General features: G+C 64.6%; 13 protein-coding genes. 7 read left to right on the top strand and 6 right to left on the bottom strand.

Annotated features, from left to right (window positions below; translation table 11 throughout):
* Positions 1-210 precede the first annotated feature (210 nt).
* The 3 genes from edd (at position 211) to VI26_RS01960 (ending at position 3,696) form a co-directional block, all read left to right on the top strand.
* On the top strand, positions 211-2,061 hold the full coding sequence (gene edd / locus VI26_RS01970) for a phosphogluconate dehydratase (protein ID WP_048408067.1): 1,851 nt from the start codon (positions 211-213) through the stop codon (positions 2,059-2,061).
* Between the two features lie 2 nt (positions 2,062-2,063).
* Entirely contained in the window at positions 2,064-2,690 is a 627-nt protein-coding gene (locus VI26_RS01965; protein ID WP_048408066.1) for a bifunctional 4-hydroxy-2-oxoglutarate aldolase/2-dehydro-3-deoxy-phosphogluconate aldolase, read from the top strand.
* A 184-nt stretch (positions 2,691-2,874) separates the two neighbouring features.
* Positions 2,875-3,696 (top strand): HDOD domain-containing protein, encoded by an 822-nt coding sequence (locus VI26_RS01960; protein WP_048408065.1) that lies wholly within the window; start codon positions 2,875-2,877, stop codon positions 3,694-3,696.
* A gap of 211 nt (positions 3,697-3,907) precedes the next feature.
* On the opposite strand, the gene VI26_RS01955 is transcribed toward VI26_RS01960, so the two are convergent.
* Positions 3,908-5,821, bottom strand: coding sequence for a ribonuclease catalytic domain-containing protein (locus VI26_RS01955; RefSeq protein ID WP_048408064.1), 1,914 nt, complete (start codon positions 5,819-5,821; stop codon positions 3,908-3,910).
* Between the two features lie 113 nt (positions 5,822-5,934).
* Here VI26_RS01955 and VI26_RS01950 point away from each other — a divergent pair, with 113 nt between their 5' ends.
* Entirely contained in the window at positions 5,935-7,524 is a 1,590-nt protein-coding gene (locus tag VI26_RS01950) for a diguanylate cyclase (RefSeq protein WP_231580940.1), read from the top strand.
* 152 nt (positions 7,525-7,676) lie between these two features.
* Here VI26_RS01950 and VI26_RS01945 read toward each other — a convergent pair whose 3' ends face one another.
* The 3 genes from VI26_RS01945 to argH all read right to left on the bottom strand — a co-directional run bounded on the left by VI26_RS01945 (position 7,677) and on the right by argH (position 12,111).
* Positions 7,677-8,444 carry a DeoR/GlpR family DNA-binding transcription regulator gene (locus tag VI26_RS01945; protein WP_043639141.1) on the bottom strand — a complete coding sequence of 256 codons (768 nt, stop codon included), beginning with the start codon at positions 8,442-8,444 and terminating at the stop codon, positions 7,677-7,679.
* Positions 8,445-8,564: 120 nt separating this feature from the next.
* Positions 8,565-10,172: an EAL domain-containing protein gene (locus VI26_RS01940; RefSeq protein WP_053074173.1), complete on the bottom strand. Its 1,608-nt coding sequence runs from the start codon at positions 10,170-10,172 to the stop codon at positions 8,565-8,567.
* Positions 10,173-10,725: 553 nt separating this feature from the next.
* Entirely contained in the window at positions 10,726-12,111 is a 1,386-nt protein-coding gene (gene argH / locus VI26_RS01935) for an argininosuccinate lyase (protein ID WP_048408063.1), read from the bottom strand.
* Between the two features lie 159 nt (positions 12,112-12,270).
* Between argH and VI26_RS01930 the strand changes: the two genes are divergently transcribed.
* From VI26_RS01930 to VI26_RS01920, 3 genes are all read left to right on the top strand, one after another.
* Entirely contained in the window at positions 12,271-13,263 is a 993-nt protein-coding gene (locus tag VI26_RS01930) for a sensor histidine kinase (protein ID WP_048408062.1), read from the top strand.
* Positions 13,264-13,458: 195 nt separating this feature from the next.
* A complete protein-coding gene (locus VI26_RS01925; protein WP_048408061.1) occupies positions 13,459-14,037 on the top strand; it encodes a TMEM175 family protein in 579 nt (192 codons plus the stop codon).
* A gap of 125 nt (positions 14,038-14,162) precedes the next feature.
* Complete coding sequence (locus VI26_RS01920; RefSeq protein WP_048408060.1) at positions 14,163-15,695, top strand: catalase; 1,533 nt, start codon at positions 14,163-14,165, stop codon at positions 15,693-15,695.
* 120 nt (positions 15,696-15,815) lie between these two features.
* Here VI26_RS01920 and VI26_RS01915 read toward each other — a convergent pair whose 3' ends face one another.
* Positions 15,816-16,265, bottom strand: coding sequence for a hypothetical protein (locus tag VI26_RS01915; protein ID WP_048408059.1), 450 nt, complete (start codon positions 16,263-16,265; stop codon positions 15,816-15,818).
* A gap of 1,003 nt (positions 16,266-17,268) precedes the next feature.
* Complete coding sequence (locus VI26_RS01910; protein ID WP_048408058.1) at positions 17,269-18,684, bottom strand: alkaline phosphatase family protein; 1,416 nt, start codon at positions 18,682-18,684, stop codon at positions 17,269-17,271.
* Positions 18,685-18,686: the final 2 nt, after the last annotated feature.

Genomic DNA, 18,686 nt, shown 5'->3' with positions numbered 1-18,686 from the left:
CACCAGCTTTTACCTTGTCCATGTCATCACGCGGGCGCAGGCCGCTTTTGCAACACCTTTTGCCCCAAAGCAAACAAATCGGCCAATCGCTGTAATGGCGCGTGTAGCGTCGTGTCGCCCGGCGTATCATGCTTGTGCGGCGCTGGAGCGCGTCTTGCATTTTGAGTGTAGTAAAACTACTATCAACCCACTTCAACACGGAACGTCATCATGGCCTTGCACCCCACCCTGTCCGCCGTTACCGAGCGCATCGTCAACCGGAGCCAGGCGACGCGCGCCGCCTACCTGGACCGAGTGCGCGCCGCAGCCCATCAGGGAAGGGTGGAGCGCTCGCAACTGTCGTGTACCAATCTGGCCCACGCCTTCGCCGCCATGCCCGACGGCATCAAGATCCATCTCAAGGAAGAGCATCGCCCCAATCTGGCCATCGTCTCTTCCTATAACGACATGCTGTCCGCCCACCAGCCGCTGGAAACCTATCCGGCGCTGCTGAAGGAGGCGGCGCTGGCGGCCGGCGCCACCGCCCAGTTCGCCGGCGGCGTGCCGGCGATGTGCGACGGCGTGACCCAGGGCCAGCCGGGCATGGAGCTGTCCCTGTTCTCGCGCGACATCATCGCGATGAGCACCGCGGTGGCGCTGTCCCACCAGATGTTCGACGCCGCGCTGTATCTGGGCGTGTGCGACAAGATCGTGCCCGGCCTGCTGATAGGCGCGCTGTCCTTTGGCCACCTGCCGGCGGTGTTCGTTCCCGCCGGCCCGATGACCACCGGCATCGCCAACGATGAAAAAGCCAAGGTGCGCCAGCTGTACGCCGAAGGCAAGGTCGGCCGCGACGCGCTGCTGGAATCCGAATGCCAGTCCTACCACGGCCCCGGCACCTGTACCTTCTACGGCACCGCCAACTCCAATCAGATGCTGATGGAGATCATGGGCCTGCACCTGCCCGGCGCCGCCTTCGTCAATCCGGGCACCCCGCTGCGCGAGGCGCTGACCCGCGCCGCCGCCAAACAGGCGGCCAAGATCGCCGCCCAGGGCAAGGCCTTCACCCCGGTGGGCGAGATGATAGACGAGAAGTCCATCGTCAACGCCATCGTCGGCCTGCTGGCCACCGGCGGCTCCACCAACCACACCATGCACATCGTCGCCATCGCGCGCGCCGCCGGCATCGATGTGAACTGGGACGATTTCGACGAACTCTCCGCCGTGGTGCCGCTCTTGGTGCGCGCCTACCCCAACGGCAAGGCCGACGTGAACCACTTCCACGCCGCCGGCGGCATGGGCTTCGTGATCCGCGAACTGCTGTCCGCCGGCCTGCTGCACGAAGACGTGGGCACCGTGGCCGGCCGCGGCCTGTCGCGCTACGCGCAGGAACCGTGGCTGGAGCAGGGCGAACTCAAATGGCGCGACGCGCCGACCGACAGCGGCGACGACAGCGTGCTGCGCACCGCCGCCGATCCCTTCTCCGCCGACGGCGGCCTCAAGCTGCTGTCCGGCAAGCTGGGCCGCGCAGTGATCAAGGTGTCCGCGGTCAAGCCGGAACACCGGGTGGTGGAAGCGCCGGCGCTGATCTTCCACGACCAGAACGACATGCTGGCGGCGTTCAAGCGCGGCGAGCTGGAAAAAGACTTCATCGCGGTGATCCGCTTCCAGGGCCCGCGCGCCAACGGCATGCCGGAACTGCACAAGCTGACCCCGGCCTTGAGCATCTTGCAGGAGCGCGGCTTCAAGGTGGCCCTGGTCACCGACGGCCGCATGTCCGGCGCGTCCGGCAAGGTGCCGGCCGCCATCCACGTATCGCCGGAAGCCTTGTCCGGCGGACCGATCGGCAAGGTGCGCGACGGCGACCCGGTGCGGCTGGACGCCAATAGCGGCGAACTGACCGTGCTGGTGGACGAGGCCGAATGGGCCGCGCGCGAACCGGCGCAGGCCGACCTGACGCATAATGATTTTGGCATGGGCCGGGATTTGTTCGCGGTGTTCCGCTCGGTGGCAGACCACGCCGAAGCCGGCGCCACCAGCTTCCGCCATCCCGACTTCCACCCCGCTTCTTGGAGAAAATGAATATGGACGCATTGACCCTGCTGCGCCAAGGCCCGGTTGTTCCGGTGATCATCGTCAACGACGCGGCCGTGGCCGTTGAGCTGGCCCAGGCGCTGGTGGCCGGCGGCGTGCGCGTGCTGGAAGTGACGCTGCGCACCAAGGCCGCGCTGGCGGCGATGCGCCGCATGCGCGACGAAGTGCCGGGCGCCATCGTCGGCGCCGGCACGCTGCGCACCCGCGCCCACGTGGAAGCCGCCATCGACGCCGGCGCGCAATTCGGCGTCAGCCCCGGCTTCACCCCGGAGCTGGGCGCCGCCGCCCGCGCCGCCAATCTGACGCTGATTCCCGGCATCGCCACCCCGTCCGAGGCGATGCGCGCCCAGGACGAAGGCTTCACCATCCAGAAGCTGTTCCCGGCCGAGGCCGTGGGCGGCGTCAAGCTGCTCAAATCGCTGGCCAGCCCGTTCTCCGATCTGCGCTTCTGCCCCACCGGCGGCATCGACATCAAGAAAGCGCCGGAATACCTGGCGCTGCCCAATGTGCTGGCCGTGGGCGGCAGCTGGCTGACCCCGGACGATGCCATCGCCAACCGCGACTGGGACCGCATCACCCAGCTGGCCTTGGAAGCGAGCCAGCTGCATAGGAATTAAACGACGTTGCTTCTTTACAGGGCCTCCCGGCCCTGTTTTTTTTGGTGGGCCGCCCGCCGCCGGCCCGCCCCTGTCCGGTTTTGTCCTTCCTTTCCCCCGCCAATTGCCTAAGCTCAAGAAGCAGGACTTCATCGCCTGCCGGCCCACGCCCGCGCCGGCGACGGCTCACCTATTGGAGACCCCTATGCAAGTGGCGGAAATATTTGAAAAAGCGTCGGGCAAGCTGCCCATGGTGCCCAAAGTGGTACAGGAACTGGTGGCCAGCTTTCACCGCACCGACGTGAACATAGACGACATTACCGACAAGGTGGGACATGACCAAGTGCTGACCGCGCGCGTGCTGCGGCTGGCCAATACCGCGCGCTTCGGCGGCAGCCGCCGCGTGGGCTCGCTGGACGACGCCATCGTCCTGCTCGGCTTCGACAACCTCAGGGTGCTGGTGATCGCCTCCGGCGTGACCGGCGCCACGCTGGGCATCCAGGGCTTCGACATGAAGGCGTTCTGGCAGCGCAGCTTCGCGATGGCCAACGCCGCCAAGCGGCTGGCCAAGCTGGCCCGGCTGGACCCGCAGCTGGGCTATACCTGCGGCCTGCTGTCCAATATCGGCGAACTGGTGCTCTACGTGGCGGTGCCGGAACAGGCGCTGCAAATCGACAAGATCGTCGCCGGCGGCGCCGATCGGGTGGCCACCGAGCGCATGCTGCTGGGCATGGACCTGACCGAGGTGGGCGCCGAACTGGCGCGGCGCTGGAGTTTCCCGGACGAAATCCAGGAAGCCATCTTCAACCAGCATGATCTGCTGAACGAGGAAGTGTCGCCGTACGCGCTGCTGATCGGCCTGGCCTCCTTCATGATTTCCGGCTTCAGCCACGCGATGAGCGAGGAAGACATGCTGGCGACGCTGCCGGCCAATGTGATGGAGCGCGCCGGCCTGAAACGCGAGGACCTGGCCGCGGCGCTGCCGGAGTTGCGCGAGGCGTGCACCGCGCTGGACGAGATGTTCTGAGAACTTGTTCAAAGTCTGCTGCGCGTCGAGAGACGCGACACGGTGAGTGCCGCTTCGAAATGCTCATGTACCGTATGTACACTCCGCTTTCTCAGCCGCAACGCCTTGTCTCGCTCTTGCTCGCGAGATTTTGAACAGGCTCTAAGCCCCCTCCGGCCGGACGCAAAAAAGGCGGCCCAAGCCGCCTTTTCACACCTCTCGCAGGGCGGACTCAACCGGCCTGGCCGTCCGCCTCGCCCGTCTCCGGCTCTGCTTCGGACGCCTCGTCCTCGGCGGCGTCGACATGGCCGAGCACACCCACGCAGCGCAGCTCGATCTCCTGCATCAACTCATCGATGCGGATCACCGACAGCTGGATGCGATCGCCGCGCGCTAGCTCCGGCAGGCCCGGGATGCGCACCCGCATCGGCAGGCCGTCGATGCGCACCAAGTCCTCCTTGATGAAGGTGGCGGTGGGCGCGCTGATGCCTTCCTGGCTGAACCAGCGCAGGCACCAGAAATGCTCCATCCGGTCCTGGAAGCCCAGGTAGGCGGAGTAAGTGGTGTCGAAGTCGCGCAGGATGGCGAACAACATCGCGTCGCCCTGCTCGAACTGCGGCTTCTCGCCACGGATCATCGACATCAGCTGACGCTGGTTGATGAAGTCGGTGGCGCGGCGCAGCGGCGACGTCGCCCACGCGTACTGGGCGACGCCCAGGCCGGTGTGCGGCTCCGGCCGCGTGGTCATCCGCACCTTGCCCATGCTCTGCGCGCGGTACATGCCGGGAATGTCGGCCTCGGCCAGCATCCGGCCCCACTCGCTATTGGCCAGGATCATCAACTCGGACACCAGCTTGTCCATCGGCGCGCCGCGCTTGCGCAAGGTGATCAGCACCTTGCCGTCGACCACGTCGAAGTTGTAATCCATCTGCACCGGCCGCGTCGGATCGTACTTGCCACGGCGCTTCTCCAGCGCTTCGGCGAACTGCCAGAACCAGATCAGCTCCTGCTTGAACGGATAGTCCACGCCCGGATCGCAGGCCAGCGTTGCTTCATTGAAGAACTGCTCCAGCGCGCCATGGCGCAGGTTGGCGGCGATATGCACCTTCTCGATGCGGTTCTCGTAGGCCACCGGCTCGAACTCCGGCGTCACCTCCACGTAGAGGCTGAGCGCCGGGCAGTCGTGGCCTTCCTTCAGCGTGAACATTTCCACCAGGTCGTCCGGCAACATGGTGATCTTGTCGCCGGGGAAGTAGACGGTGGACAGGCGCGACAGCAGCAGCTTTTCCAGCGGCGAATCCAGCCCGATGCCCAGCGAGGGCGCGGCGATGTGGATGCCGACGCGCTTGTTGCCGTTGGGCAAGTCCTGCACCGACAAGGCATCGTCGATCTCGGTGGTGTTGGCGTCGTCGATGGAGAAAGCGCGCACCGGCGACAGCGGCAGATCTTCCGGCAACGCCGGCAGCTCGTACTTGCCGAAGCCGCGGCCCTTGGGGAAGAACTCCAGCATGAAGCCGGCCATCAGGTAGTCCGGCACCGAGGAAATGCCGCCGGCCTTGTCCGCCAGCCGCAGCGGCGGCAGGTTGAGTTCGCGCGCGGCCTGGTCGAAGGCCTTGAACTCCAGCGTGTTCTTGTCGGGTTTCCACAACAATGTCATCAACTGGCTGCGGATCGCCTCCGGCAGCTGGCCGGCTTTCAGCTCGACCACCCACTGTTCGATCTGCTCCTGCTCGCGCTTCTTGCGCTCCAGCCCGGCCAGCGCCGCCTTCAACGCCTCTTCCGGCGCCTTCTTGTAGCGGCCCTTGCCCTTCTTGTAGAAGTACATCGGCGCGCCATACAGCCGCGACACAATGGCGGCGGACTCCGCCGCCGACGGCGCGTGGCCCCAGTAATCGGCAGCCAGCGCCTCATAGCCGAACTCATCGTCCGGGCAGCATTCCCACAGGAAATCCAGGTCAATATCCGCGGCAAGTTGCTCTACCATGGGCAGAAAATCGCCCAATGCGGAGCTAAACTCCAGGAAAACATTCGCCGCCTTGATCTTGGCGCGCTTGCCATGCTGGGTATCCACTTGCAGACTAGCGTCATTGCGCGAAACGATGCTGCCGACCTTAAAGCCGCCGCTCTCTTCGTAAAAAACGTTCATTAAAAATTTTTGCCAGGCCGTTGCAATCCAACGGCGAATTATAACAGCGCGCCTCAGGCGCGGCTTCAGAACTTGAATATTGGACGACCGGGTCCACCGGGGAATACTCGATCATGTCGCAACATCAGGCTTTCAAACAACGTGTGCACCTGGCACAGGAAATCGATCGCATCGGCCACATGCTGGTCACGCGCTGGGAGCGGCCGCTGGCCGCCCACCTGCTGTCATTGATCCTGCGGCTGGAAGATCTGGTGCGCGAGCAGGATCTGAACGAAATCACCGGGGAAATCCAGACCCTGTCGCGGCTGCTGCAAGGCTGGATCCAACAGCCGCAGAGCCAGCCGTCGGAAAACGAGCGCTACAACCGCCTGCGCCATCACCTGGGCCTGGTCAGCCAGCTGGGCATGATGGAACGCAAGGACGGCCTGCCGGAAATCGACTACGACAATCTGCTGGGCGGCGGCCTGGTCACCCTCTATCTATGGCTGCCGCAAGACGTGGACGCCACGCCGCTGATCCAGCAGCTGTCCTGCTACGGCATCCACGCCAAGGTGATCCAGCAGGCGGCCAAGCTGGCCCAGGCGCTGCAGGACAAGGCGCCGGAAGCGGTGGTGGCCTTCACCGAATTCGCCGCCAACGACCCCATCCTGCTGCTGGCGCCCACCATCAGCAGCATCTGCCCGCTGATCCTGACCTCGCCGCTGCACGATTTCCAGGCGCGGCTGGCGGCGGTGCGCGCCGGCGCCGGCAGCCTGCTGGACTGGCCGCTGCAGGCGCATCAGCTGATAGATCAATTGAGCTTTGGCGATCTGGGCGAGAAACGCGAGCCGCTGCGCGTGCTGATCGTGGAGGACATGGAATCGCTGGCCGGGCTCTACTCCAGCGTGCTCAACGCCCAGGGCGTGGAAACACGCGAGGAAACCCAGCCGGAGCGGGTGCTGGAAATGATAGAGCAATTCCGCCCGGACCTGATCCTGATGGATATGTACATGCCGCAGTGCAGCGGCATGGAACTGGCCAAGGTGATCCGCCAGCAGCGGCTGCTGGACGGCATCCCGGTGGTGTTCCTGTCGGTGGAGAAACGCCAGGCGGTGCAACTGGACGCGCTGACCCTGGGCATAGACGGCTTCCTGACCAAGCCTGTGGCGCCGGAAGAACTGATCGTCACCGTGATCAACCGCGCGCGCCGCTATCGCAAGCTGCGCTCCTACATCATCAACGACAGTCTCACCGGCCTGCTCAACCACTCCCATCTGCACGGCCAACTGGAATACAGCATCCAGCGCGCGCGCCGCGAACAGCGGCCGCTGTCGCTGGCGATGCTGGACCTGGATTTCTTCAAGGCCATCAACGACAGTCACGGCCACCCGGCCGGCGATGAACTGCTGATCAATCTGGCGCGCTTCCTCAAGGAGCGGCTGCGCAGCAGCGACCTGGTGGGCCGCTACGGCGGCGAGGAATTCGCCATCGTGCTGCCGGGCACCAGCCAGCAGCAGGCGCTGGAGCTGATGGATCAGCTGCGCCAGGATTTCAGCCAGATTCAGCAGCGCGCGCCGGACGGCGATTTCCGCCAGACCTTCAGCGTGGGCATCAGCTCGCTGGCCAGCGCCGGCTCCAGCACCGAGCTGGTGCAGCAGGCCGACGAAATGCTCTACCTGGCCAAGGCCAACGGCCGCAACCGGGTGGAAACCATGCCGGGCTGAGTCCGGCCCGGACGCGAAAAAGCCCGGACCACCGAGAGGTTCCGGGCTTTTTTTCGGCCGCGGCGCTCAGCGCCGCATCCAGGATGCCTGTTTACGATCCGCGTTCTCAAAACCTGTTAACGCCGTATCGCCGAAGCGGCTTTGGAAGCTTCTCAGGCCTCGGTCAGCACCAGGCGCACGCCCTGCTCTTCCAGCAGCTTGGTCACCGGCTCCGGCGGCAGCGAATCGGTGAACACGGTGTGGAACTCGCTGATATGGCCCATGCGCACCAAGGCGTTGCGGCCAAACTTGCTGTGGTCCGCCGCCAGGTAGCGGTGACGGGCGTTGGACATCATCGCCTGCGCCACCCGCACTTCGCGGTAGTCGAAGTCCAGCAGCGAGCCGTCCGGCTCGATGCCCGACACGCCGATGATGGCGTAGTCCACCTTGAACTGATTGATGAAGTCCAGCGTGGCCACGCCGGTGATGCCGCCATCGGACGCGCGCACCGTGCCGGAGGTGATCATCACCGTGAAATCCGGATTGGTGGACATGATGGAAGCAACGTGGATGTTGTTGGTGATCACCCGCAAACCCTTGTGCGTGCTGGTCAGCGCCTGGGCCACCGCCTCTATGGTGGTGCCTATGCTCATGAACAGCGAGGCATGATCGGGGATGCTGCTGGCGATCATGTCGGCGATATGCGCCTTTTCGCTCTGGAATTTTCCTTTGCGCGCGAAATAATCCTCGTTCTCCACGCTGCTGCCCAGCGCGGCGCCGCCGTGGTAACGGCGCAACAGATTGGCTTCGCACAGCTGATTGATATCGCGGCGGATGGTTTGTGGGGTGACATCGAGCAGCCTGGCCAACTCTTCGATCGGCATGAAGCCGTTTTCGCGGACCAGCTGCAGAATCTTGTCGTGACGGGGTGAGCGGCTCATAACTATTCGGAATCGAAAATCACGTCACTTTAGTAACATATTTTGCGGGTCAGCGGCAAACAGAACCACTATTCCAGCTTGATATCGGCCAATAGTGTTCGTTTATTGCGTATTTTTTACTCAACCAGCCGCCTGTCCCTCCTCTTGCGGCTCCTTCAGCCGCGCCAGGAAATCGCGCAGTTGCTCCAGCGGCATCGGCCGCGCCAACAGATAACCTTGCAGATAATGCACGCCGCTCCGCTGCAGATAGGCGCGCTGCTGCTCGGTTTCCACGCCCTCGGCCACCATGGTGATGCGCAGCTGCTTGGCCAGGTCGATGATCATCTCCAGGATGCGGTTGGCGATGGAATCACTGCCTATCGCCGCCACGAACACCCGGTCTATCTTCAGGTGATCGGCATGGATGCGGTTGAGTTCGGCCAGGCTGCTGTGGCCGGTGCCGAAATCGTCGATGGCGATCTGCACCCGCATCCGCCGCAGCGCGGCCATCACCTGCTGGCTTTGCGGCGTCACCCGGATAGGCTCGCGCTCGGTCACTTCCAGCACCAACCGCGGCGGCGCGTCCGCGAAGTGTTGCAAAAACGTCCGGCAGTCATCCACCAGCTGCGCGTGCTGCAGATGGCTGGGCGATAGATTGAGCGCCACGAAGAAGCGCTCGGGCAGGGGCAGCGCGGCCATGTCGGCGGCCACCCGCCGCATCAGGTAGCGGGTGATCTGGATGATCATGCCGGAGGCCTCCGCCACCGGGATGAACAAGTCCGGCGGCGCCAGGCCCTGGCGCGGATGCTGCCAGCGCAGCAGCACCTCCACTCCCATGCAACGGCGGCCGCAGGCGTCGAACACCGGCTGGTAGTAAGGCAGGAACTCCTGATTGCGCAGCGCCAGCTGGATTTCGCCGCTGACCGAGCCGCGCTTGCGCAGATAGCCCAGCAGCAAGGCCGCGCCGACCACGCCCACCGGCAGCAACAGCAGCAAGGCGCGCAACAGGCGCGCCGACGCGCCGCTCCACAGGTAATCGGCGTCCACCCAGCTTTGCACCGCCAGCGGATAGCGCTTCGACGCCGCCATCACCCGCAGCGCCGCGTCGGCGGGCACGCCGGCAACGCCCGCCTGGGTCGACAGCACCGCCTGCTGGCCGTTCAACACCAACAGCGAGCCGCTGCGGCCGTCGTCGGCCTGCCCCGGCAGCAGCGGACTGAAATAAGCCAGCTCCACGCTGGCGACGACGCCCTGGCCCTGCCCGGTCAGCAAGGTGCGCATCAGGAAGGGGCGCTTGGGATACAGCGGCCCGGAACCCTGGCGGTAGATCAGCTGCCGCGGCGCCGACGGCGTGAACGGCAACACCGTGTCCTGCGCGCCCAGCACCGAGGTGCAGTACAGGCGGCGGCCGTCCAGCAGGCCTAGCGAACGGATATAGGGATCGAAGGCCGCCAGCGACACCAGCCGGGCGCGCGCCTGCCGGCAAGGCTGCCCGGCCAGCGGCGCGGCCTCGTCCAATGAGCGGTCCACCTGGCCGAACACCTGGTCCACCGACTTGACCGCGCGCGCCGCGGCGCTTTGCAACTGGGCCTGCACGTCCAGCTGGTAGCGGTTCCAGGTCAGGGGCAGGCCTATCGCCGCCGGCAACAGGGCCACCAGCAGCACCAAGGCCCATTCCGCGGCATTGAGGCTGCCGCGGAATTGATTGCCTCGGCTGATCAGGTGACGGAAGCGATGGCGACTAAACACGTTGTTCCCCGGCGTGACGGAATGACAAGGGACAGCCTTGCGCCCGGGCCATGACCACGCGCGACCATCCGCGTCATGGCTGACGCTGGCGAAGAAATCATGAAAAGGCGGGGACTGTCAGGATGAGGGGCGGCCGGGTCTTGCCGCGTCGCCCCGGAGGAGGTTCGGACACCCGCCGCGCGGCGCGCGGCGCCGCTGTCGTGCGAAGCCCTCGAAGTCAGGCGCTAAAGATAACGGTTTAGTCCGAGTCGGAAAAGCTAATTAGAAAGATTTATTTAATAAAATGTCTTTGATTGACTAGATATTGATATAAATTGCCGCAATCGGCCATGCCATCGCGCTAGGCCGGGCCTCCGGAAAAGAACAAAGGGCCGCACACCGCCGAAACCGGCGGCGCGCGGCCCTGTCGTGATCAGGCTAGACCGGCGCTTAGCACCTGTTCAATGTCTGCTGCGCTTCAGCGATACCGCGTTAAAAACCAGCTCAAAATGCTCATGTACCACGAGCACGGCAAGTCGGCGCAACGCAGCATCAGGGGTTTGGTTAGCCGTTCTTATTCGGCCCGCAGGCGCTGGCGGTGGCGCTCGATCTGCAAGCGCACCTGGCGCGGCGCGGTGCCGCCCACGTGGTCGCGCTGCGCCAGGCTGCCTTCCGGGCTCAGCACCGCGAACACATCGTCCTCGATCAAGGGCGAGAACTCGCGCAGCTTGGCCAGCGACAGATCGGCGATGTCCACGCCCTGCTGCTCGGCGTGGCGCACCGTCAGCGCCACCACCTCATGGCTGTCGCGGAAGGGCACGCCCTTCTTCACCAGGTAGTCGGCCAGATCGGTGGCGGTGGCGAAGCCCTGCAGCACCGCCGCGCGCATCGCCTCCGGCTTCACGGTGACGCCACGCATCATGTCGGCGTAGATGCGCAGGGTGTCGATCAAGGTGTCCGCGGTGTCGAACAGCGGCTCCTTGTCCTCCTGGTTGTCCTTGTTGTAGGCCAGCGGCTGCGCCTTCATCAGCGTCACCAACGCGATCAGATGGCCGACCACGCGGCCGGACTTGCCGCGCACCAGCTCCGGCACGTCCGGGTTCTTCTTCTGCGGCATGATGGAGCTGCCGGTGCAGAAGCGGTCGGCGATGTCGATGAAGCCGACGCGCGGGCTCATCCACAGGATCAGCTCCTCGGACAGCCGCGACAGATGCACCATCACCAGGCTGGCGGCGGCGGTGAATTCAATCGCGAAGTCGCGGTCGGACACCGCGTCCAGCGAGTTGTGGCAGACATCGTCGAAGCCCAGCAGCTGGGCGGTGTAATGGCGGTCGATCGGGAAAGTGGTGCCGGCCAGCGCCGCCGCGCCCAAGGGCAGGCGGTTGACGCGCTTGCGACAATCGCTCATGCGCTCGGCGTCGCGCGCCAGCATTTCCACATAGGCCAGCATGTGATGGCCGAAGGTCACCGGCTGCGCCACCTGCAAATGGGTGAAGCCGGGCAGCACGGTTTCGGCGTGCTGTTCCGCCAGGTCCAGCAGGCTGTGCTGCAGCTCGCCGATCAGGCCGACGATGGCGTCGATCTGCGCGCGCAGCCACAGGCGGATGTCGGTGGCCACCTGGTCGTTGCGGCTGCGGCCGGTGTGCAGGCGCTTGCCGGCGTCGCCGATCTTGTCGGTGAGCCGGCGCTCCACGTTCATGTGCACGTCTTCCAGATCCACGCTCCACTCGAAGCGGCCGGCGCGGATATCGTCCAACACCTCAGCCATGCCTCGTCGGATCGCAGCCAGGTCTTCGGCGGACAGCACGCCGGCGCGCTGCAACATGGCGGCGTGGGCCAGCGAGCCCTCGATGTCGAATTCGGCCAATCGTCGGTCGAAATCCACCGAGGCGGTGTATTTCTTGACGAGTTCGGATACCGGCTCCGAGAAACGGCCGGACCAGGCGTGTTGATCTTGCATGGCAATGCTTTCTACGATGGCTGCGGACGAAAAACTTGGCGAAACTCCGGGGGCGCGCGGCGCCGCCGGGAATCCCCTACTATGCCAGCGGCGAGCGCCTTCGGCCAGTGCGGGTTTTCCTTGCTATGATGCGGCTATCCTATTTCCCCCCGCGCCCTCATGCCGCCACCGCCGCCCTCCAACCTGCCCGACTACCGCAACCTGGGCGTGCAACTGCGCGCGCTGCTGCTGCTCGGCCTGTTCCTGCTGGGCGGCCTGCTGCTGGACGGCGGCGGCGAACCGCCGGCCTGGCGGCTGCTGCGCCTGGCCAGCCAGCAAGTGCCCGGCGCCCTGCTCAGCCTGGGCCTGCTGGCGCTGCTGGGCCCGCGCCTGCACCGCCGCCGGCGCACGGTGCTGGCCACCGCCGGCGTCTGCCTGCTGTCCTTCGCCCTGTGCGGCCGCCTGCTCAGCCCGCTGGAACCCATGCCCTGGGGCCAGGTGCTGCTGGCCGGCGCGGTGGGCGGCTTGATGCAGCACTACCTCAATCTGCGCGCGCGCGCGCTGTCGCCGGCGCTATCCGAAGCGCGGCTGATCGCGCTGCAGGCGCGCATCCGCCCACACTTCCTGTTCAACAGCCTCAACGCCGCCATCGCGCTGATCAGCCCCCAGCCGGACAAGGCGGAAATGGTGCTGGAAAACCTGGCCGATCTGTTCCGCGCCCAACTGGCGGACCCGGCGCGGCAATCCACGCTGGGCCGCGAGATCGAACTGGCGTCCATGTATCTGGCGATAGAAGCGGTGCGCCTGGGCGCGCGCCTGCAAGTGAGCTGGGACGTGCAAGCGCCGCTGGACGCGGCGCTGCCGCCGCTGATCCTGCAACCGCTGGCGGAAAACGCGGTGTTCCACGGCATAGAACGGCTGCCCGACGGCGGCGAGATCCGCATCCAGGCGCGCCGCCACGAGCAGCAGCTGGAATTGACCATCAGCAATCCGGTCAACCCGGAACCGGCGGCTGCCACGCCCGGCCACCACATGGCGCTGGACAATCTGGCCGAGCGGCTGGAGCTGTATTTCGACGCCGAGGCCTCGCTCAACGCGCGCCTGGACGGCGAGCGCTTCGTCACCCGCATCCGCCTGCCTTACCGCCCCGCGCCGGCCCAGCAGCCGGGCTGAAAGCCTGTTTACGATCTGCTGCGCGTCGGCGAAACGGCGTTGAAAACGACTTCAGAATGCTCATGTACCGTATGACCATTCCGCTTCTTCAGCCGTTTTCGCCTTGTCTCGCTCTTGCTCGCTAGATCGTAAACACGCTCTGAAAGCCGTCTATACTGCCCCTATCATCCGATTGAAACAGCTGATAGGGACATTATGGGAAAGAACCGGCTGGAAGCCTTCAGCGACGGCGTGCTCGCCATCATCATCACCATCATGGTGCTGGAACTGAAAGTGCCGCACGACACCACTTGGGCGGCGCTGCAAGCGCACTGGCCGGTCTTCCTCAGCTATGTGCTCAGCTTCATCTACGTGGGCCTGTACTGGAACAACCACCATCACTTCTTCCACGCCATCCAGCGCGTGGACGGCCGCGTGCTGTGGGCCAATCTGCACCTGTTGTTCTGGCTGTCGCTGATCCCCTTCGTCACCGGCTGGATGGGCGAAAACCACTTCGCGCCGCTGCCGGTGGCGCTGTACGGCGTGGTGCTGCTGATGTGCGCGCTGGCCTGGTGGCTGATGCAGCAATCGCTGCTGTGCCTGCCCGGCAACCGCAGCCGGCTGTCCGAGGCCTTGGGCAAGGACATCAAGGGCAAGCTCTCCCCGCTGTGCTATCTGATCGGCATTGCCGCCGCCTTCCACTGGGAATGGCTGTCCGCGGCGATGTACGCGCTGATCGCGCTGATCTGGCTGGTGCCGGACCGCCGCATCGAACGACTGCTGGCGGAGGAATGAGGCGGTTTCCGTTCCATTAATAAACACTATCAAACAAATTGTAATTTAAGATTTAACAAAACTATCGTCGCTTCCGATAATGGCCGCTCCCTTAGTAAATGTTCTAATAATTTATGGGAGTGCCAATGTCAGTTCTGACCTTTTCCGTGAACCGCAAGCTTTTCACCCTGGCGCTGGCTTGTAGCGCCACCCTGGCCCAAGCCGCCAACCTGACCCAGGACAACGGCGCGCCGGTGGGCGACAACCAAAACAGCCAGACCGCCGGCCCCAACGGCCCCACCCTGCTGCAAGACATCCAGCTGCTGCAAAAACTGCAGCGCTTCGACCGCGAGCGCATCCCGGAACGCGTGGTACACGCGCGCGGCGCCGGCGCCGGCGGCGTTTTCGTCGCCAGCGAAGGCTTGCAGGACGTCAGCCGCGCCCTGGTGTTCCGCAAGGGCGAAAAAACGCCGGTATTCGTGCGTTTCTCCACCGTGATCGGCAGCCGCGGCGCGCCGGAAACCGACCGCGACCCGCGCGGCTTCGCCACCAAGTTCTATACCGCCCAGGGCAACTGGGACCTGGTGGGCAACAACCTGCCGGTGTTCTTCATCCGCGACGCGATCAAGTTCCCGGACATGGTGCATTCGCTGAAGCCGGACCCGGTCAGCAATGAGCAAGACCCCAACCGCGTGTTCGACTTCTTCTCCCATCTGCCGGAATCCACCCATATGCTGACCCGGGTGTACTCCAACTACGGCACCCCGGCCAATTACCGCGAAATGAACGGCAGCAGCGTGCACGCGCTGAAGCTGGTGGCCGCCGACGGCCGCTACCAATACGCCAAGTTCACCTGGAAATCGCGCCAGGGCGAACGCAATCTGCGCCCGGACGAACTGCCCAAGGTGCAGGGCCAATCGGTCAGCCACGCCACCGCGGACCTGCTGCAAAGCATAGAGCAGAAGCGCTACCCGTCCTGGGACTTGTACGTGCAGTTGATCCAGCCCGAGGACATGAACCGCTTCGCCTTCAACCCGCTGGACCCCACCAAGGTGTGGACCGGCGTGGCGGAGCGCAAGGTGGGCACCATGACGCTGAACCAGGTGCCGGCCAACTTCTTCGAAGCCACCGAGCAGGTGGCGATGTCCCCGGCCAATCTGGTGCCGGGCATCGAGGCCTCGGAAGACCGCTTGCTGCAAGGCCGGCTGTTCTCCTATCTGGACACCCAGATGCACCGCGTCGGCACCAATTTCCAGGCATTGCCGGTAAACCGCCCGCGGGTTGAGGTGGTGAACAACAATCAGGACGGCGCGCAAAACGCCTCCGGCCGCCAGGGCAGCGTCAATTACGAGCCCAGCCGGCTGGCTCCCAAGCCGCAGGACCCGCAGTTCAAGCACAGCCGCCTGCCCTTGCAGGGCAACACTCAGCAGGAGGCCATCGCCAAGACGCTGAACTTCCAGCAGGCCGGCGAGTTCTATCGCTCGCTGAGCGCGCAGGACCAGGCGGACTTGATCCGCAATCTGTCCGGCGACCTGGCCAAGGTGCGCAATGTGGAGACTCGCGACATCATGCTGTCGCACTTCTACAAGGCGGACCGCCAATACGGCGAGCGTCTGGCCAAGGCCTTGAAGGTGGAGGTGAAGGGGATTGAGCGCCGGGCGGCGCTGTTGCAGGAATAAGCGTAGCCGCTTGAGTTAAGCGGGGCGGCCCATGGCCTCCCCGTTTTTGCGTGCGCTCCGTGCTGTGACAAACGGTATCAGCTTGGTAGGGTGGAGCGCGGCGATGCCCACGCAAGGCGCTTAGTGGTTTTGCAAGCGGACACGGCGGAAGCGCGCTTCCAGGCTGAAGCGCTGTTCCTGTGCCAGGTAAAACCGGTGCTGGCTATCCACATGGCGATAAACCCGGACCCGATCGGCGCCCAGCAGCATCATGATTTCCAGATAGTTGAAGAAGCCCATCCACTGACCGCGGCCATCGCGGTCTTCAAAGTCGATGTCGCGCGCCACGCGGCTGAGCAGGCCTTTACCAACGTATTCACGGTTGTCCTTCAGCCATTGCAGTAGATGGGCCGCGCATTCACGACCGTAGGCGTGGTCGGTGGGTCCATCCTTGCTGGGTGTGGGCATCTGCCAGTAATGCGCATAGGTGCGGCCGGGGCAGAAGCGGACGAAGGGGAGCAGGGCTTCTTGTTGCTCTAGCGAGCTCAACTTGTAACGGCGGCGTGGGGGAAAGTTTTGAGCGTGATGCATGGTGTTTCTCCTGCTGTGACACAAGATAAACCACCTGCCGGGGAAGGCTGAGGTATTAGGCAGGCGCGTGGCAGGATTGGCGTACCGGGTGTGTACCAGACCGGTGAGTGCATGGCACTCTCCCACCATGCGCCTGCCAAACAGCACCGCCATGGTGAAACAGCCCGCGCAGTATGCTGCGTAGGCTGGTAGTACACACGAACGGGACGCCAATCCCGTGTGCCGCGTGTGGGCGGCAACGTGGGGATTGTTCCTGAGGGGACGCTTGGGGTCAAGGTGGGGTGGTTGCTTTGCTTGAGCGTGGCTTACTTGTTGAGTGATCTGGTTTTGAATCCGCTTCGCGGATATTGATTTAGGGCCGGTTCCGCCCGGCGAACGGGAAGGGGGCGGACCGCCGCCCCCTTTCATCCCCCCTCGTCCCCCAGGGCGCGAAACCCCGAAGAAAAAGAGGCCTGCAAGGCGCGGCTGAACTCGCGATTTGCTAGCGTCAAATCGCTCAAACAAAGCAGCCGCTTAAAACCTTGCAGACCTCTTTTTCTCCGGCGCGTCCCGAGGGGACACCTGGGTGCTACACGAGGTGGTCAATTCTCTAAATAGGAGGTAGTTGATTCACTGCTTGGGCCGCTCTGTGGGTAACTTTGCGCTATTCCCTTTTCTGTGGATATCTCCAAAGAGCCAAGGAGAAACCACGTTTGCGACGCGCCCCTGGTCCCTTCAAGCCTGCCGTCGGGTGGCAGGCCCGAGGTCTTAAGCGGCTGCCTGTTCGAGCAGCGCGACGTTAGCGCGCTGCGAGTTCAGCCGCGCCTCGGGCCTGACGGGACCCGGCGGGAAGCCGCAGGCCAGGCTTGCAGGGCGGCCTTTGGGGTGAAGGGGAATTTGGCCGAGCAAATTCCCCTTCCTGCCTGCCGGGCAGCCCCGGCAATGCAAACCATCATCCGCGCAGCGGATTCAACAGAAAAACCATCACCCATCACAACCCTATCACCGGAATAAACCCAAACCCCTACTCCATCACCCCATGCACCCCATACCCCACCCCCGCCTCCACCTCCCCAAACAAATGATTCATGATCACATCCCTCACCCCCGTCGCCGGCACCGCCCCCGGCGGCAAACCCTCCGGCAAAGAACTGATCAACACCGGCCCATGCTCCGGATTCAAGGTGGGACGACCATGCGAACCCCGCACCAGGGACGGGTCCAGCGGAATCACCTCCAACAGACTGCACATGCCCAGCTTGCGCTTCAGCAAGGTCCAGCCAATGTTCAACTTCGGCCAGCTCAAGGTCGGGTCCAGGAACAGCTCCACCGGGTCGTAACCCGGCTTGCGGTGAATATCCACCGTGCGCGCGAAGTCCGGCGCGTGCGCGTCGTCCAGCCAATAGTAATAACTGAACCAGCGGTCCGGCCGGCTCACCGCCACCAATTCGCCGGAACGCGGATGATCCAGGCCCAGCAAACGCTTGCCGGCCTGGTCCAGCACCATCTCCACCCCGTCCAGCTCCAGCAATAGCGCCTTCACCTCCGGCACCAGTTCCGGCTGCCGCACATAGACATGAGCGATCTGGTGGTCCGCCAGCGCGAAGGCCGCCGACGCGCCGCAATCCAGCTTGTCCTCGCCCTGCTCCTCGCGCACCTTGAGCCAGCCGGCCATGCGCAGGATGCGGTTGATGGCGATGTCGTTGCTGACCGGGGTGATACCGTACTCGGACAAGGCGATGATGTGGCCGCCATCGCGGTCCGCCTGCTCGATCAGTTCGCCGCACAGCTGGTCCACCGCCGCCACTTCCGCCGCCACGCCGGGATGGTCCGGCCCCAGCCGTTGCAGGCAGTAGTCCAGATGCGGCAGGTAGACCAGGGTCAGCGTGGGCTGGCGCGAGCGGTAGAGGTGCAGCGCGCAGTCGGCGATCCAGCGGCTGGAGCGGATGTCCGCCGCCGGCCCCCAAAAGTGGAATAGCGGAAAATCGCCCAGCTTCTGCCTGAGCTCGGCGTGCAGTTCCGGCGGATTGCAGTAGAAGTCCGGAAGCTTGCGGCCGTCGGCCTTGTAGATGGGGCGCGGGGTCACGCTCCAGTCCACGTCGGCGTACATGTTGTACCACCAGAATAATTGCGCGCAGCTGAAGCCGGCGTGCAGGCGTTTGGCCTCGTGCCAGAGTTTCTCGCCCTGGATCAAGGCGTTGTTCTGCTTCCAGAACAGCGGCTCCGCCAGTTCGCGCGAATACCAGCCGTTGGCGACGCAGCCGTGCGCCTGCGGCAGCAGGCCGGTCAGATAGGTGGCTTGGGCCGTACAGGTCAGCGCCGGCATCACCGCGCTGATCGGCCGCTGCGCGCCGCGCGCCGCCAGCCGGCTCAGGTGCGGCGCGTGCCGCAGCAACTGCGGGGTCAGGCCCACCACGTTCAACACCAGGGTACGTTGCATGG

Source organism: Chromobacterium sp. LK1 (genome assembly GCF_001043555.1).
Taxonomy (GTDB): Bacteria; Pseudomonadota; Gammaproteobacteria; order Burkholderiales; family Chromobacteriaceae; genus Chromobacterium; species Chromobacterium aquaticum.
The sequence above is the reverse complement of the archived record's forward strand: the minus strand, read 5'-3'. Positions and strand labels throughout refer to the sequence as shown.

Coding starts and splice junctions, on each gene's coding strand:
- VI26_RS01920 (WP_048408060.1), top strand. CDS start 14,163: ATGTCAGTTCTGACCTTTTCCGTGAACCGCAAGCTTTTCACCCTGGCG.
- VI26_RS01925 (WP_048408061.1), top strand. CDS start 13,459: ATGGGAAAGAACCGGCTGGAAGCCTTCAGCGACGGCGTGCTCGCCATC.
- VI26_RS01960 (WP_048408065.1), top strand. CDS start 2,875: ATGCAAGTGGCGGAAATATTTGAAAAAGCGTCGGGCAAGCTGCCCATG.
- VI26_RS01950 (WP_231580940.1), top strand. CDS start 5,935: ATGTCGCAACATCAGGCTTTCAAACAACGTGTGCACCTGGCACAGGAA.
- VI26_RS01955 (WP_048408064.1), bottom strand. CDS start 5,821: ATGAACGTTTTTTACGAAGAGAGCGGCGGCTTTAAGGTCGGCAGCATC.
- VI26_RS01945 (WP_043639141.1), bottom strand. CDS start 8,444: ATGAGCCGCTCACCCCGTCACGACAAGATTCTGCAGCTGGTCCGCGAA.
- argH (WP_048408063.1), bottom strand. CDS start 12,111: ATGCAAGATCAACACGCCTGGTCCGGCCGTTTCTCGGAGCCGGTATCC.
- VI26_RS01965 (WP_048408066.1), top strand. CDS start 2,064: ATGGACGCATTGACCCTGCTGCGCCAAGGCCCGGTTGTTCCGGTGATC.
- VI26_RS01910 (WP_048408058.1), bottom strand. CDS start 18,684: ATGCAACGTACCCTGGTGTTGAACGTGGTGGGCCTGACCCCGCAGTTG.
- edd (WP_048408067.1), top strand. CDS start 211: ATGGCCTTGCACCCCACCCTGTCCGCCGTTACCGAGCGCATCGTCAAC.
- VI26_RS01915 (WP_048408059.1), bottom strand. CDS start 16,265: ATGCATCACGCTCAAAACTTTCCCCCACGCCGCCGTTACAAGTTGAGC.
- VI26_RS01930 (WP_048408062.1), top strand. CDS start 12,271: ATGCCGCCACCGCCGCCCTCCAACCTGCCCGACTACCGCAACCTGGGC.